Annotated in this window: 20 protein-coding genes and 1 pseudogene; 11 read left to right on the forward strand and 10 right to left on the reverse strand. The window is 35.1% G+C overall.

Translation table 11 applies throughout. The annotated features are described in order from the left end of the window. Positions 1 to 48: 48 nt before the first annotated feature. Positions 49 to 222, forward strand: a complete 174-nt coding sequence (locus tag BAU23_RS19460) for a hypothetical protein (protein ID WP_000343684.1) — start codon at positions 49 to 51, stop codon at positions 220 to 222. A gap of 18 nt (positions 223 to 240) precedes the next feature. Beyond that, entirely contained in the window at positions 241 to 390 is a 150-nt protein-coding gene (locus BAU23_RS30270; protein WP_000743737.1) for a hypothetical protein, read from the forward strand. Between the two features lie 25 nt (positions 391 to 415). Here BAU23_RS30270 and BAU23_RS19470 read toward each other — a convergent pair. Then, a pseudogene (locus BAU23_RS19470) lies at positions 416 to 896 on the reverse strand (biotin transporter BioY). Positions 897 to 1,019: 123 nt separating this feature from the next. Between BAU23_RS19470 and BAU23_RS19475 the strand changes: the two are divergent. Then, entirely contained in the window at positions 1,020 to 1,928 is a 909-nt protein-coding gene (locus tag BAU23_RS19475; RefSeq protein ID WP_001110362.1) for an aminoglycoside phosphotransferase family protein, read from the forward strand. Here the strand turns inward: BAU23_RS19475 and BAU23_RS30275 are convergent. From BAU23_RS30275 to BAU23_RS19500, 5 genes are all read right to left on the reverse strand, one after another. Next, a complete protein-coding gene (locus BAU23_RS30275; protein WP_000651091.1) occupies positions 1,925 to 2,086 on the reverse strand; it encodes a hypothetical protein in 162 nt (53 codons plus the stop codon). The two genes, BAU23_RS19475 and BAU23_RS30275, sit on opposite strands and share 4 nt — an antisense overlap. 96 nt (positions 2,087 to 2,182) lie before the next feature. Continuing rightward, a complete protein-coding gene (locus tag BAU23_RS19485; protein ID WP_000544552.1) occupies positions 2,183 to 2,956 on the reverse strand; it encodes a hypothetical protein in 774 nt (257 codons plus the stop codon). Positions 2,957 to 2,980: 24 nt separating this feature from the next. Then, positions 2,981 to 3,427 (reverse strand): flavodoxin, encoded by a 447-nt coding sequence (locus BAU23_RS19490; protein WP_000041145.1) that lies wholly within the window; start codon positions 3,425 to 3,427, stop codon positions 2,981 to 2,983. Next, positions 3,420 to 3,596, reverse strand: coding sequence for a hypothetical protein (locus tag BAU23_RS30280; protein ID WP_000929010.1), 177 nt, complete (start codon positions 3,594 to 3,596; stop codon positions 3,420 to 3,422). The genes BAU23_RS19490 and BAU23_RS30280 overlap by 8 nt, the downstream gene beginning before the upstream one ends. A gap of 226 nt (positions 3,597 to 3,822) precedes the next feature. After that, a complete protein-coding gene (locus BAU23_RS19500; RefSeq protein ID WP_000827670.1) occupies positions 3,823 to 4,992 on the reverse strand; it encodes an amidohydrolase in 1,170 nt (389 codons plus the stop codon). Positions 4,993 to 5,321: 329 nt separating this feature from the next. Between BAU23_RS19500 and BAU23_RS19505 the strand changes: the two genes are divergently transcribed. The 5 genes from BAU23_RS19505 (at position 5,322) to dltD (ending at position 9,637) form a co-directional block, all read left to right on the forward strand. Next, entirely contained in the window at positions 5,322 to 5,468 is a 147-nt protein-coding gene (locus BAU23_RS19505) for a teichoic acid D-Ala incorporation-associated protein DltX (RefSeq protein ID WP_000440293.1), read from the forward strand. Between the two features lie 12 nt (positions 5,469 to 5,480). Next, a complete protein-coding gene (gene dltA, locus BAU23_RS19510; RefSeq protein WP_071735038.1) occupies positions 5,481 to 6,995 on the forward strand; it encodes a D-alanine--poly(phosphoribitol) ligase subunit DltA in 1,515 nt (504 codons plus the stop codon). Next, positions 6,992 to 8,158, forward strand: coding sequence for a D-alanyl-lipoteichoic acid biosynthesis protein DltB (gene dltB / locus BAU23_RS19515; RefSeq protein ID WP_000127920.1), 1,167 nt, complete (start codon positions 6,992 to 6,994; stop codon positions 8,156 to 8,158). Before dltA ends, dltB begins: the two co-directional genes overlap by 4 nt. Before the next feature lie 67 nt (positions 8,159 to 8,225). After that, the gene (gene dltC / locus BAU23_RS19520; protein ID WP_000807310.1) at positions 8,226 to 8,465 is read left to right on the forward strand and encodes a D-alanine--poly(phosphoribitol) ligase subunit DltC; all 240 of its coding nucleotides are present in this window, start codon (positions 8,226 to 8,228) and stop codon (positions 8,463 to 8,465) included. Continuing rightward, complete coding sequence (dltD, locus tag BAU23_RS19525) at positions 8,462 to 9,637, forward strand: D-alanyl-lipoteichoic acid biosynthesis protein DltD (protein WP_071735039.1); 1,176 nt, start codon at positions 8,462 to 8,464, stop codon at positions 9,635 to 9,637. Before dltC ends, dltD begins: the two co-directional genes overlap by 4 nt. 17 nt (positions 9,638 to 9,654) lie before the next feature. Here the strand turns inward: dltD and BAU23_RS19530 are convergent, their stop codons facing one another. Then, positions 9,655 to 10,791, reverse strand: a complete 1,137-nt coding sequence (locus BAU23_RS19530; RefSeq protein WP_016128999.1) for an NAD(P)H-dependent flavin oxidoreductase — start codon at positions 10,789 to 10,791, stop codon at positions 9,655 to 9,657. A gap of 70 nt (positions 10,792 to 10,861) precedes the next feature. Between BAU23_RS19530 and BAU23_RS19535 the strand changes: the two genes are divergently transcribed. Further along, positions 10,862 to 11,782 (forward strand): S66 peptidase family protein, encoded by a 921-nt coding sequence (locus BAU23_RS19535; RefSeq protein ID WP_000640082.1) that lies wholly within the window; start codon positions 10,862 to 10,864, stop codon positions 11,780 to 11,782. A gap of 27 nt (positions 11,783 to 11,809) precedes the next feature. On the opposite strand, the gene BAU23_RS19540 is transcribed toward BAU23_RS19535, so the two are convergent. The 3 genes from BAU23_RS19540 to BAU23_RS19550 all read right to left on the reverse strand — a co-directional run bounded on the left by BAU23_RS19540 (position 11,810) and on the right by BAU23_RS19550 (position 13,337). Continuing rightward, positions 11,810 to 12,208 carry an SseB family protein gene (locus BAU23_RS19540; protein ID WP_000723762.1) on the reverse strand — a complete coding sequence of 133 codons (399 nt, stop codon included), beginning with the start codon at positions 12,206 to 12,208 and terminating at the stop codon, positions 11,810 to 11,812. An 87-nt stretch (positions 12,209 to 12,295) separates the two neighbouring features. Beyond that, positions 12,296 to 12,850, reverse strand: a complete 555-nt coding sequence (locus BAU23_RS19545; RefSeq protein WP_000934364.1) for a cysteine hydrolase family protein — start codon at positions 12,848 to 12,850, stop codon at positions 12,296 to 12,298. 13 nt (positions 12,851 to 12,863) lie between these two features. Beyond that, positions 12,864 to 13,337 carry a carboxymuconolactone decarboxylase family protein gene (locus tag BAU23_RS19550; protein WP_002075096.1) on the reverse strand — a complete coding sequence of 158 codons (474 nt, stop codon included), beginning with the start codon at positions 13,335 to 13,337 and terminating at the stop codon, positions 12,864 to 12,866. Positions 13,338 to 13,400: 63 nt separating this feature from the next. Here BAU23_RS19550 and BAU23_RS19555 point away from each other — a divergent pair, with 63 nt between their 5' ends. After that, on the forward strand, positions 13,401 to 13,853 hold the full coding sequence (locus tag BAU23_RS19555) for an Lrp/AsnC family transcriptional regulator (protein WP_001175507.1): 453 nt from the start codon (positions 13,401 to 13,403) through the stop codon (positions 13,851 to 13,853). A gap of 100 nt (positions 13,854 to 13,953) precedes the next feature. Continuing rightward, positions 13,954 to 14,136, forward strand: coding sequence for a DUF3913 family protein (locus BAU23_RS19560; protein ID WP_000707108.1), 183 nt, complete (start codon positions 13,954 to 13,956; stop codon positions 14,134 to 14,136). The last annotated feature ends 28 nt before the right edge of the window (positions 14,137 to 14,164 follow it).

Consider the following 14,164-nt stretch of genomic DNA (forward strand, 5'->3'; position numbering starts at 1 on the left):
ATTTTTTCTTGTAACGTGTAACATAATGAAAAAGAAAGGTGGATACATATGGACGAAAAACAAAAGAAACAATCATTTGATGAAGAATTCGCCCCTGAAATTTCACCTGGATATCGGCAAGATGTACATAAGCCACCTAAATATAAAAACACTTCTTTTTTAATGGGCATTACCATTTTTGCTGCTGTGTTACTCGTACTCATCATTTTCGTTTATTTTTAATGGAAGGCGGTCTATTATATGAAGAAACAAGATTCTAATCGTTCAAAAAGAACTGTTAAAACAGAAAAAGGATATGCAGGGGATTCTGTTCATACACTTAAACAAGTTGAGCAAGGAAACTTATACATTGCTCAAAAAGAACTTGGGCAACAGAATGAAAATCTTTAAAGTCCCTCTTCTACTAGAGGGTTTTTTATTGTACATACTGCTTGTGCTCCAACACCATAAATATATTATTAACCTTTACAATTTTCATATCATAATTTCATTTCACTTCTCTTACCATTTTCAGTATCAGCAACGTACGCTACAGCATGATAGCGAAAACTCTCATCCGTCATTTCACGTATCTCCTCGTTTGTAAATTTACACTCTAAATTCCGAAAACGATTTGGATAATAATTTTTCATTAATTGTTCATGCCCTCTATTTATAAATAGCTCTTCGCTTTTTATCTTCACATCTTCTTTATTATCAAACTCAAACACTGATAGTTGCGCTGTCACAAAGTGTTCTCCTATCATTTTCACTTCTTTATCAGTTAAAATTTCTATACCCTTGTTCTTTATTTCCTGATTTAACTCGTACTGATCTATCGGTTTAAAGGTAGCAAAAACTGTCTCTTTATATGACCAAAACAAACCAAAAGCGATACATATAGAAATGATTAACATTCTTTTCTTCGTAATACACACCAACCTTCCTTCAAATTACAATTATAGATCACCACAAAGAAAGAAGATTCTGATATTATAAAGTGGAATAATTTAACTTTCAATTAGAAATGAGGAGTGACTATGAATTATTACAAGCAATATATAAAACAAGCCCTGCCTGACCTTTCTATACATTCATATAAGCAAAATGAAGAAGGCTGGGATAATATAGCGGTTATTATAAATGACGATCTACTCTTTCGTTTCCCGCGAAGACTTGAATATGCAAACCGAATTCCGTTAGAAAAAGAACTATGCACCATTATTTCTCATTCATTACAAAGAATCGAAATTCCTAAGTATCACCTATTGTATAAGAATGATTGTGATACTGTTCCATTTTGTAGCTATTATCCTCTCATTCATGGTAAACCGTTAAAAACTGAAATAGTTGCCAAGTTAGAGAAAAAAGAACTTGAAGTAATTATTACACAGTTAGCCACTTTCCTTGCGACTTTACATAGTATTCCTTTAAAACGTGTTGAAACGCTGGGATTCCCTATCGAAAAAACACTTACCTACTGGAAAGAGCTACAAACAAAATTAAATCAATATCTTACTAACAGTTTTACTTCATTACAGAAATCAGCGTTAAATTGTTTATTCGAAAACTTCTTTGCCGATATAGCTAAATCTACCTTTCAAAATACAATCATTCACGCTGACTTTACACATCATCACATCTTATTTGACAGCCGAAACAAAACCATTTCAGGAGTTATCGATTTCGGTGATGCTCAAATTGGCGATCCTGCTTTTGATTTTGCTGGACTATATTATGATTTCGGACGTGAATTTACTACATCTGTATACGAACAATACAGTACACTTAGTTCTCATCCTGATCCATTACTCATTCACCGCGTCACTAGTTTTTATCAATACAGCCCTTTACTACATAACCTTATTTATAACATTGAGACAAATAACGAAATAGAATTAAATGCGAGTGTAAAACAACTGAAAGCGATATTACAGGGCCGAGATTAAATTCTCTCCCTATATTCTTTCTCCTCATACATCATTAACTTTTTATCCATTTCAACAATGACTTTATACAATTGAAACGCTTGTAAAATTTGCAGTTGAATCCCAAAAGGAGCATTCTGTTCTTTTAACCATTGAAATACTTTCGTTTCATCTTTCATTGATTATTCCTCCCTTTATTAATCTGCTACAAATATACGGTAAATGATGAAAAGCTTTTCATGTCAATAACAAACAAGGATGCAAATTTGCATCCTTTAATGTACGATATTTTTCTTCTGCTTCGCTTCTTTCTTTACTTCTTCCCTTTGGCATTCACTACGAAACGCACAACTCATACACTCAGAACGAAAATGACGCTCTGTATAGTGCTCAGGTTGCTGCAACATTTCTTTCATTCTAGATAAATCAGCCATTCCAGTTATAATATCTTCCTGTTTTGGAATGTACTCATACTTAGTTCCTTCTATTAAATTAATAACTTCAATTTTTCCTGGAAGAATGCCGAAAGCTTTATAGCTGAATACTGTCATTAACTTTTGACAAAGAGCAAGCATTTCCTCATCCGCATCGACAACATACTTTTTAATTACAAACGACTCAGTACTCCACTCACCAACTTCTAATGTCAATGACATGTGGACACCTAACTCTTCCATATATGTTTGAAATTTTTCATATAAAAATAACGGCGGTGTCTGACTATCATCTCTTTCAACAAACTGTAATAAGTGATCCGTTAACTTCGCTAACACAATATAATACTCCGTCTTTGAAGCAAACATATTAATCCTTACCTTTTTCCAATACTTTTCTATTAATATTAAAAGTACGATTTTCGTTTGTTGGCCCGCAGGTAGTGTGTAATATTCATTAATAATTCGATTCACAATCATTTGTGCGATTTGTTGCCATTCAAATGAAGAAGGTTCTCTTCTTTTTATATGACGGAAATAAAATTTATGCGGACAACGCATAAAATCATACAAATGATAATCTGTCATCGTTTTGATTGCGATTTTCTCATGCACTTGCTCTTCATCTCCCTTCTGCCATTAAGAAAGGTGTTTTACAAATTCAGCTCCAAACTGTAAACATTTTTCTACATCTTCATCTTCTGGCGTTAATTCTACTTTTAGTCCTTCTAACACAACTGCAGCTCCGCGCTCTTGTAGCTTTTCTATTAAAATGTCAACCGCCACGCCGTATTTCGGATAAGCCGAATCACATGACCCGAATACTGCGGCTTTTTTCCCATTTAAATCAATAGAATCCATTGCGTCATAAAAATCTAAGAAATCATCAGGAAGGTCACCATCTCCCCAAGTATAAGCACCTAAAATAATTCCATCATACTGTTCTAGTATAGAAGCTTCTGGTGAATCCATAATATCGATAACTTCAATTTCATTTTCTGTTTCACGAATTGCACCCGCAATATGATCAGCCATTTCCTCTGTATTTCCACTCATACTTGCAAAAATCATTACTAACTTACTCAACTGAATCTCTCCTTTTACCTTGTATCTCTTTTTCTGTTGGAAGCGGACTCTTCTCATCTACATATTCAGAACGAATTACATTTCGTTGCCATTCCATATGCTGATCAACATCTTTATTTTTATCTTTTAATCCCCTCCGCAGAAGGTGAAATTTTTTTCTCATTAACATGTCTCATCCATCCTATTGATAATAATTATCAATTTCAACTACCCTTAGATTAATTGACAGTGATTATCAATGTCAATAACTATTTTAAAAAAAATGATGAAAATGTACAAGCTTGTCCGTTAGCTATTCATATACTATAAATGAGCATAGTTCTTTCTCAGCCCTCTCTGACGGAAAGAAATAAAAGCAACTGCGATAGAGCGCAGTTGCCTTTTTTTATACTTTTCTATGATTTTAGTAGTCTTATCGCTGTCTCTAAAAATAATTCCACTCCATAAATTAAAGCTGATTCATCTACATCAAATTTCGGATGATGATGCGGATAACAAGTATCTACCTTTTCATTCCCCGTCCCCAATTTAATGAAGCAACCCGGTGCCTTTCTTAAATATGCTGAAAAATCTTCTCCTCCCATAGAAGGTTCAAGCTTCACAACACGCTCATTCCCAAACAAATATAGTGCACTTTCTTCTACTACTTTCGTAATATATTCATCATTAATAACCGGATCATATCCGTATCGATACGTATATGTATACTTTCCTCCATGTGCCTTTGTAATTCCTTTCACGATTTGCTCAATTTTCTCTTCTGCTTCTATTCTTAACGCTTGATTAAAAGAACGCACAGTTCCCATTAAAGTTGCTGCATTAGGAATAATATTATCAGCCATTCCCCCATGAAACTGCGTAACTGAAACAACTCTTTGCATGAAAGCACTTGTATTTCTTGATACGATATGTTGTAAATTTGTAATAATCTGCGCTCCGATAGCAATAGGATCTATCGTTTCTTCTGGCCTCGCCGCATGCCCTCCTTTCCCTTGAATTTCAACTGTAAATACGTCTGGTGCCGCCATCATCGGCCCATACGCAATTCCGATTTTCCCGCTCTCGAGTCCTGACATAACATGTAAACCTATTACATAATCAACACCATCCATCACACCTGCCTCAACCATTTCTTGTCCCCCGCCGGGATACACCTCTTCTGCATGCTGAAAGAAGAGACGAATCTCACCTACAAAACCTTCCTTTATATTTGATAGCACCTCTGCTGTACTTAACAAAATAGCTGCATGAGCATCATGTCCACATGCATGCATCATTCCTTTATTCACAGACGTATAAGATTTTCTTGTCTCCTCTTGAATTGGTAAAGCATCTATATCAGCTCGAATCGCAACTACCTTCCCTTGTCCCGTCCCTCTTTTAATTGCTAGTACACTATATTCCGTCGGTCTCGTTACTTCTAAAGAAGAAAATGAGCATAATGTTTCATATATAAATTGTGAAGTTTCTTTTTCATGAAATGATAATTCCGGATATTTATGAAAATGCTGTCTCCATTTAATAATGTTTTCTTCTGAAATAAGATCCTTCCACATCCTCTTCATCAGAAATTCCTCCTCTTATGAAACTTTAACAATTCATGCATTAACTATGAAGAAACTCAAACAAATATTACATTTCTATACATTCTCCCAGACCACTTTTATACATTCACACAATCCACTTCCTATTTACATGTCAAACTCGTTACAAATTCATGCTGAATGTAATATAATTGCTAAGTTAGGGATTTTCTTTTTTAGTATTTAGTGCTAATATCAGAAAAGAGCCTTTTGTCTTATTTTTACCTAAAATGTGGAATTTTGTTTTTTTCACAATAATGTAGGACATGATACCTACAAAGAGCTATTATTTCATTAAGAGAGGGAAAGACATGGAAAGATTAAAAGAGATATGGTCTCGACCACTCACACAATGGGTTGCAAAGACGGTTTATTACCTTGCAATTTTATTTGCATTACTTTGGTTGTATGGATTCCATGATACAAACACAAGTACATTTATTTACAATGAATTCTAGGGTGGGAACGTTATGAAGTTATTAGAACAAATTGAAAAGTGGGCTGCAGAAACGCCTGATCAAACCGCTTTTGTTTGGCGAGATGCGAAAATTACGTACAAACAATTAAAGGAAGATTCTGATGCGTTAGCACATTGGATTTCTTCTGAGTATCCAGATGATCGTTCACCAATCATGGTGTATGGACATATGCAACCTGAAATGATTATTAACTTTTTAGGATGTGTAAAAGCTGGACATGCTTACATTCCTGTAGATTTATCTATCCCAGCTGATCGTGTACAACGTATCGCTGAAAATTCTGGTGCGAAATTACTTTTATCAGGAACAGCAGTAACTGTAACTGATTTACCAGTTCGCATCGTAAGTGAAGACAACTTAAAAGATATTTTCTTTACTCATAAAGGGAACATTCCAAATCCTGAACATGCGGTAAAAGGTGATGAGAACTTCTACATTATTTACACATCAGGAAGTACAGGTAATCCGAAAGGGGTTCAGATTACTTATAACTGCCTTGTTAGCTTTACAAAATGGGCTGTAGAAGATTTCAACTTACAAACAGGGCAAGTATTCTTAAACCAAGCACCTTTCTCATTCGATTTATCTGTAATGGATATTTACCCATCATTAGTAACAGGTGGTACACTTTGGGCAATCGATAAAGATATGATTGCACGTCCAAAAGACTTGTTTGCTTCTTTAGAGCAATCGGATATACAAGTATGGACTTCGACACCATCTTTCGCAGAAATGTGTTTAATGGAAGCATCTTTCTCTGAGAGTATGCTACCAAACATGAAAACATTCTTATTCTGCGGTGAAGTATTACCGAATGAAGTGGCTAGAAAATTAATTGAGCGTTTCCCGAAAGCTACAATTATGAATACGTATGGTCCAACAGAAGCTACTGTCGCTGTAACAGGTATTCACGTTACAGAAGAAGTGCTTGATCAATACAAATCACTTCCAGTTGGCTACTGTAAATCAGACTGTCGCCTTCTTATTATGAAAGAAGGTGGCACGATTGCACCTGATGGTGAAAAAGGTGAAATCGTAATTGTCGGTCCAAGCGTAAGCGTTGGATATTTAGGAAGCCCTGAATTAACAGAAAAAGCATTTACTATTATTGACGGTGAGCGCGCCTATAAAACAGGCGATGCTGGCTATGTTGAAAATGGTCTTCTATTCTATAATGGTCGTCTTGATTTCCAAATTAAGCTTCATGGTTATCGAATGGAATTAGAAGAAATTGAGCATCATCTTCGTGCGTGTTCTTACGTAGAAGGAGCAGTTATTGTTCCAATTAAAAAAGGTGAAAAATACGATTATTTATTAGCGGTTGTTGTTCCTGGTGAGCATTCATTTGAAAAAGAATTCAAATTAACATCTGCAATCAAAAAAGAACTCAATGAGCGTTTACCAAACTACATGATTCCACGTAAATTCATGTATCAATCTTCTATTCCAATGACACCAAATGGAAAGGTAGATCGCAAAAAATTATTGAGTGAGGTTACAGCATGACCGCGTATGGATCATTTTATTTTTTCGCTATAGTGGGCATTTTATTAATACCTACTATCATAGCTGGATTAAAAGGTAAAATGTTGCGTAAATATAATGCCTTTTTAACATTATTAATGCTTGTTATTATCTTCTCTGATAAACCAAAGCAAGCAATAATGTTAGCCGCATTTATTATTTGGCAATATGCCCTTATTAAAGGCTATTTATTATTAAGAAAACAAAATAATAGTACATCTAGGTTTTATATAGCTGTTATTTTATCGATTTTACCGCTTATTTTGGCAAAAGTCGCACCGTTTGTACCTGAGCTAAAGTTTGTCGTATTTTTAGGAATGTCCTATGTAACATTTAGAGCAGTACAAATGGTATTTGAAGTTCGTGATAATTTAATTAAAGAGCTTTCCTTCTTTAATTTTTGGGAATTCGTTTTATTCTTCCCGGCTATCTCAACAGGACCTATCGATCGTTACCGCAGATTCCAAAAAGATATTCAAAAGCCACCTAGTGCAGAAGAATATCAAAACTTACTATATACAGGGCTAAACCGTATTTTCCAAGGTTTCTTGTATAAATTTATTATTGCTTACTTAATAAAGCAATATTTTATGGATCCGGCATTCGCTCAACAAGATACAATCCTATCAAATATGATTTACATGTATAGCTATAGCTTATATTTATTCTTTGACTTTGCTGGTTATAGCTCATTTGTAATTGGTGTAAGTTATATGATGGGAATTAAAACTCCAGAAAACTTTAATAAACCATTTATTAGTCGTAATATTAAAGACTTCTGGAACCGTTGGCACATGAGTTTATCATTCTGGTTCCGTGACTTTATTTACATGCGTTTCGTCTTTTTTGCAACGAAGAAAAAGCTAATTAAAAACCGTTACACAATTTCGTATATCGGTGCATTTTTAAACTTTTTCATCATGGGAATATGGCATATTACTGGTGAGCATGTGTATCAATACATTATTTATGGTCTTTATCACGCTGCCTTGTTTATCTTGTTCGATATTTTCGAACGAAAAAACAAGAAGCATAAGTTTTGGCCAAATAATAAATTTACGCATGTCCTTGCAATTGTAATTACGTTCCACGTTGTATGTTTCGGTTTCCTAATCTTCTCTGGACACCTTAACAGATACTTTTAATGCACCCTTCTTATTCCATTAAGAAGTTGCACATATAATATATTCGGATATAAAGGAGATTTTAAAAATGGCAGAATTCAAAGAGCAAGTATTAGATATTTTAGAAGAAGTATGTGAAAACGATATTGTGAAAGAAAACTTAGATGTTCAATTATTCGAAGAAGGTATTCTTGATTCTTTCGCTGTAGTATCTTTATTAGTTGAATTCCAAGAGCGTTTAGATATTGAAGTGTCTATTTCTGATTTTGACCGTGATGAGTGGGCTACACCAAATATGGTTATTAAGAAGTTGGAAGAAATCCGATGAACAAAGCAAAATTTGGTCCGATGCTTTTAGCATTGGCCCTTTTTGCTGTATTCTTACTTATTCCGACGCGCTTCCTACTTCCACTTTTAAGTGATGAGAAAGTAGAACAAGCTGCGACTTCTTTAAAAGAAGAAAAGATTCAAAGTATGATTTTACAGCAAAAGATGTTAGCAGATCCGAAATATATTCCGATGTACGGTTCATCGGAATTCGCACGTATGGATGCTTTCCATCCATCAAATTATTTCAAAGTAAAGCCTGAAGGGTTCACACCATTCCTTCTTGGACGCGGCGGAACACAAGACCTTGTACACGTATTAAACTTTGCATCTACAATGGATCAATTGAAAGACAAGAAAATGGTATTCGTTCTTTCTCCGCAATGGTTTGTGCCACAAGGTATTGATGAAACACACTTTGCACCTAACTTTTCAAAACAACAAGGCTATCACTTGCTTTTCAATGATGACTTAAAGCCTGAGATGAAAAAACAAATTGCAAAACGTTTACTAAACTTTGAGATCGTTAAGAAAGAAACTTTACTTAAAGTTTCGCTTGAAGGTATCGTTTATGATGATACAAAGCATAAAGTAAAAGCACTTGCTGCTAAACCTTTCGCTTATATTTATCGTAACATTTTAGATCGTAAAGATTTATTTACAGCAATGTTTGATATTAAACCGCATAAAGAAAAACTTGACCCTTCATTAAAACAAATGAACTGGGAAGAGGCTCGTAAACATGCAGATCAAACGGGCGCAGTAGAATCTGGATCGAACGAATATGGTATCGAAGATGATTACTTCAATAGCAAAATTAAGAAGAAATTAAAGCAACGTGAAGGTTACTTAAAAAATGATGCTTATGACCAATCACCAGAGTATGAAGATTTACAAATTGTACTTGATTTATTAAAACAATCTGGTGCAAAACCACTCTTCATTTCTGTTCCTGTAAAAGGTCCTTGGTATGATTACGCTGGCTTCCCGAAAGAAAAACGCGAATTATACTACAATAAAGTTCATGAACAAATTAAGAAAGCTGGCTACCCAATTGCTGACTTCTCAAATCATGAATATGATAAGTACTTCTTAAAAGATCATATGCACTTAGGTTGGAAGGGCTGGGTTTACATCGACGAGGCCATCCAACAATTTTATAAAGCAAACTAATGAAAAGACCGCTTGAATTATTCAAGTGGTCTTTTTCTATATACATTTTGTAATTGTTCAATTACGTTCTCCGCTTCATTCATGACACGTTTCACTACGTGCTGAGCTGGCTCTATTCGTGCTAATGATGATGCTTGTCCCGCCCAAAGCGACATGTACTCTTCCTTATTTTGCTTCGCTGCTTCTTGGCGTATTTTAGAAGTTAATACATTTTGTACTGGATACATTGGGAGCTCTTCTTCTTTTTCTTCATGTCTCTCTATAAATTCATTACGAATACCCCGTGCATATTTCCCGGAAAACGCACGGGTTACAGTTGTACTCGTATCTGTACTTTGTAATACGGCCTCTTTATATGCATCATGTGTAATACTTTCTTCACTCGTTAAAAAGGCTGATCCCATTTGAACAGCTTCTGCCCCTAACGCAAATGCCGCAACAAGCCCTTGCCCATTCATTACACCACCTGCTGCAACAATCGGGATATGAGGTACCGCTGCTACTAATTGCGGAATTAGCGCAAACGTACCAATCATAGATTCACGCTCTTTCCCAATAAACGTCCCTCTATGCCCTCCTGCCTCGCTACCTTGCCCGACGATAATATCAACCCCTAACGCGGCAAGTACTTTCGCTTCTGCTACATGGGTAGCTGTTCCGATAACTTTTATCCCTCTTTTTTTTAATTCATCTATTTCTTCTTTTTCTAATGTTTGAAATGCAAAACTAACGACCGGTACTTTTTCCTCTAATAATACTTGTAATTGCGCTTTATAGCTTTTCGGCAGCTTTAGTACCTGCTCTCCCTCTATACCTAGTTCTCTATTCACCGCTTCCAGTAATACGTTCGCCTCTTTTACCTTTTCTTCTTCTATCTTTACCTCTTTTGTTACAAGTAAATTAACACCAAATGGTTTATCTGTTAACTCCCTTATCTTATAAATAGCTTCACGAATTTGTTCTGGGCTCATATAGCCAGCTCCAAGCGTACCTAACCCTCCGCCATTACTTACAGCGGCAACGAGATCTGGCGTTGTAATGGCACCTGCCATCCCCGCTTGTATGATAGGATTTTTCACTTGTAATATTTCTGTAACTCGGCTTGTAAACATCATTTTCCCTCCTACTTTCCTTATACCTTCTTTATATGACATACTTTCCCCTTCTTTTACAAGGATTGAACCATCGCTACGCGAATATATTGAAAGAGAAGGAGGGAATACAATGATTTATCCAAATGCATTAAAACAAGGTGACACTGTAATGGTTATCGCTCCATCAGGCCCACCAACACCCGAAAATGTTTTAAAGGGCGTGAACGTATTAAAAGAGATGGGATTATCCGTAATAATTGGAAAGAGTGTTTATGGAAAATATGGATATTTAGCTGGAAGTGATCAAGTTCGTCTTGATGATATACATGAAGCATTTACAAATACTGAGGTCAAAGCCGTCTTTTGTGCACGGGGTGGTTACGGAAGCGCTCGCCTTCTCCCTTACATTCAATATGAAATTATTCAACAGAATCCAAAGATTTTTTGGGGATATAGCGATATTACGGCTTTGCATACCGCCTTTTCACGTTATGCGGAGCTGGTTACTTTTCATGGTCCAATGATTGAAGAATTAGGCAAAGGTATAGATTCTCTCTCTTTATCTTCTTTCAATCAACTTTTCCATCCGTATTCATCTATCTTATATGCATCAGAATGTATCGTACCTAACTCTCCATGTACAGTTACAGGCACATTAGTTGGAGGGAATTTAACTGTATTAACAAGTATAATTGGCTCGCCCTATGAGATAAATACGGCAAATAAACTTTTATTGCTTGAAGATATTGGTGAAGAACCATACCGCATTGACCGGATGTTAAATCAACTACTTTTATCTGGACAGTTTAATGAATGCAGTGGCGTTATTTTTACAAGTTGTCACGACTGCACCCCTTCTAAACCATCCCAATCATTGCAAACAATATTATATGAGTATTTCACACCATATAATATACCTGTGCTATTCGGTTTACCAATTGGACATATAAACCCAAATATCGGTATTCCCCTCGGAGCTACAGCAACAATAAATACAAATAACAAAACTGTTTCTATTTCTACTGGTATAGCCACTCCATGTTCAAATTAAAAAGGAAAAGCTACTAAGCTTTTCCTTTTACTTATAATAATTAAAGATTCGTCCAGATGAGATATCTGCGATTTCTTCTGGAATAAATGTTTTACTCATATCTGTTCCAACATTTAATACAGCTGTCGCATCCTTCTCGATGCTACCAAATAATTCTTTTCCACGTATCGTAATAAGGGGTGTCCCTTCTGGCAACACATCTTTTACAAATTCCAATTGCGTAAAGAATGGAACGATCCATCTATCCTCTCCTTGGAAATGACGTAAACGAAGTGTCCCTTCTGTTGCTCCGTCCTCTGCTTCTAATGAACCAGCAACATAAAAATCAGTTGTTAAGAGCAATTCATAAAATTCCTTTTGCTTTTGTTTATCATCCCCTGCTAAAACGAGTACCTCTTCTATTTTTTTCACTGGAATTTTCTTCATATGATGACACCCCTATTTTCAAAATGATTATACTTAGATTATACGAAATATTCTTATTTTTTTCTACATAATTCCACAATTATTTTCTTAAAATAATTTCAAAGCCTCTTCAGTCGTAACGATTTTAGCAAATTCATCATGTAAGTTTACAAGTGCCATATTGTGAATGTCCTCTGCACTATACTCTATCCCGTCCAGACCTTTACGATTGAATGTAGCCGTCGTATCGCTCACTACATACGTTGTAAATCCTAAATTACCTGCCATCCGTGTTGTAGTCTCCACACAATGATTTGTTGTTAATCCTACAATCACTACAGTATTACATTTTTGCTCTCTTAATTGTTCTTCTAAATTTGTCCCAATGAACGCGCTATTAACGGATTTCCGGATTATTATTTCATCTGGCATTGGTTGCACTTCTTCTTTAAAGTTTACCGTTTCCACATATTGATAAAACATCGACTGGACATTTTCTTTATTTACATGTTGAATATGAAAAACTGGCAGTTTCCTTTTTCTCCATTCCTCTAACAAACTTTTCATATTTTCTTCCGCAAAAAAATTATTCCCCGTGCCCCAGTACGGCGAGTTGAATGCTTCTTGTACATCAATGATTATAAGTGCTACTTGATTAAGCATACTATCCTCCTATTTAATTGGGCTGTAATTGAAACAGAAAACCAAGTTGCTGCGACGCAGTAATAAAACAAATATACGCGCAAAGCTCTACAATTTCTTTTTCCGTCCAATATTGTTTTAAGACATGAAACATATTATCATCTATCGCCTTTCGATCATGAACAAATGTATGCGCAAAAGTAACTGCTACACTCATTTCTTCTACCTTTTGCATATCATCAGGTCTTCCCTTTGCCATACAGTACGGACATTCATTCCCATACGCTAATGTTCGTCTCACTTGCTCCTTCAACTCTGCTGAAAGAGTTCCTTTATTGTACATTGTATCCTCTAACTCACTCCACGAATGTAATATATCCGGATTATGACCTAATAACTTTTGAAACTTTGTATCTCCTACATTTGATAATGAAATCCTCTCCATCATTTCCCCTCCTATTTCCTTCTGTTTTATTGTAAAATAAATAAAGTTCACTTTACATTTCATATGAATCTTAATTTATATTTTTCCTTTACAAAAAATATCATTTTACTGGAGGTTTATTTACAAATGCAACTAGACCGTGTTGATCGAAAAATTTTAAATGAATTATATAATGATAGTCGTCTTTCCATGCGCGAATTAGCAAAGCGAGTAAACTTATCCGCTCCGTCTACCACAGAACGTGTTCGTAAACTCGAAAGTGAAGGCGTTATTCAAAAATATACAATCGATATCGATTATAAGAAAGCAGGACTTGTTTTAGACTGTATTTTAGAAATCACTTTAAAAAATGGTGATACAACACGTATGCAACAGTTTATTCAGTCTTATCCATCTGCAAGTTTTTGTTACCGAGTAACAGGAAGCTTATGCTATATTGTAAAAATTTCTGTTCCTTCACTCGTAGAACTTGAAGAATTTATTAATGATGTTTCTTCATATGCAACGACAGTTTCTCATATCGTATTATCAGAAGTAGCTCTTACTCCGGACATTGAACATATCTTCCCAGAAGATTAATTTATTTTTATTCATAAAATATTGAAAAACCCCTTACAATAAGAATAAAAATAATATATTATGTATTAAAATACATAAAGTTCGAGAAAGGGGCTTTACATTGAAAATCTGGTTTTATGAAAAAACGGCACAATTAGATGACTTGCTTGGTATTTGGGACAATGTTCCGACCATCCCTCGAATTGGTGAAAAAGTTGAACTTCTAAAAACAGTTCGGATCGTTACAGATATTAAATATGTAAAGAACGGTAATAATTTTCGTGTAGAGATTATTACAAATTAAAAAGTAGCTCTTTAGGAGCTACTTTTTA

This window comes from Bacillus nitratireducens, assembly GCF_001884135.1.
In the GTDB taxonomy this organism is placed as follows: domain Bacteria; phylum Bacillota; class Bacilli; order Bacillales; family Bacillaceae_G; genus Bacillus_A; species Bacillus_A nitratireducens.

Bases quoted from the DNA above. Each gene is read 5' to 3' on its own strand.
- BAU23_RS19460 (WP_000343684.1), top strand. From the start codon at position 49: ATGGACGAAAAACAAAAGAAACAATCATTTGATGAAGAATTCGCCCCT.
- BAU23_RS19505 (WP_000440293.1), top strand. From the start codon at position 5,322: ATGGAAAGATTAAAAGAGATATGGTCTCGACCACTCACACAATGGGTT.
- BAU23_RS19500 (WP_000827670.1), bottom strand. From the start codon at position 4,992: ATGAAGAGGATGTGGAAGGATCTTATTTCAGAAGAAAACATTATTAAA.
- BAU23_RS19530 (WP_016128999.1), bottom strand. From the start codon at position 10,791: ATGTCATATAAAGAAGGTATAAGGAAAGTAGGAGGGAAAATGATGTTT.
- BAU23_RS19545 (WP_000934364.1), bottom strand. From the start codon at position 12,850: ATGCTTAATCAAGTAGCACTTATAATCATTGATGTACAAGAAGCATTC.
- BAU23_RS19550 (WP_002075096.1), bottom strand. From the start codon at position 13,337: ATGAAATGTAAAGTGAACTTTATTTATTTTACAATAAAACAGAAGGAA.
- BAU23_RS30280 (WP_000929010.1), bottom strand. From the start codon at position 3,596: ATGTTAATGAGAAAAAAATTTCACCTTCTGCGGAGGGGATTAAAAGAT.
- dltA (WP_071735038.1), top strand. From the start codon at position 5,481: ATGAAGTTATTAGAACAAATTGAAAAGTGGGCTGCAGAAACGCCTGAT.
- BAU23_RS30275 (WP_000651091.1), bottom strand. From the start codon at position 2,086: ATGAAAGATGAAACGAAAGTATTTCAATGGTTAAAAGAACAGAATGCT.
- BAU23_RS19475 (WP_001110362.1), top strand. From the start codon at position 1,020: ATGAATTATTACAAGCAATATATAAAACAAGCCCTGCCTGACCTTTCT.
- BAU23_RS30270 (WP_000743737.1), top strand. From the start codon at position 241: ATGAAGAAACAAGATTCTAATCGTTCAAAAAGAACTGTTAAAACAGAA.
- dltB (WP_000127920.1), top strand. From the start codon at position 6,992: ATGACCGCGTATGGATCATTTTATTTTTTCGCTATAGTGGGCATTTTA.
- BAU23_RS19555 (WP_001175507.1), top strand. From the start codon at position 13,401: ATGCAACTAGACCGTGTTGATCGAAAAATTTTAAATGAATTATATAAT.
- BAU23_RS19535 (WP_000640082.1), top strand. From the start codon at position 10,862: ATGATTTATCCAAATGCATTAAAACAAGGTGACACTGTAATGGTTATC.
- BAU23_RS19540 (WP_000723762.1), bottom strand. From the start codon at position 12,208: ATGAAGAAAATTCCAGTGAAAAAAATAGAAGAGGTACTCGTTTTAGCA.
- dltD (WP_071735039.1), top strand. From the start codon at position 8,462: ATGAACAAAGCAAAATTTGGTCCGATGCTTTTAGCATTGGCCCTTTTT.
- dltC (WP_000807310.1), top strand. From the start codon at position 8,226: ATGGCAGAATTCAAAGAGCAAGTATTAGATATTTTAGAAGAAGTATGT.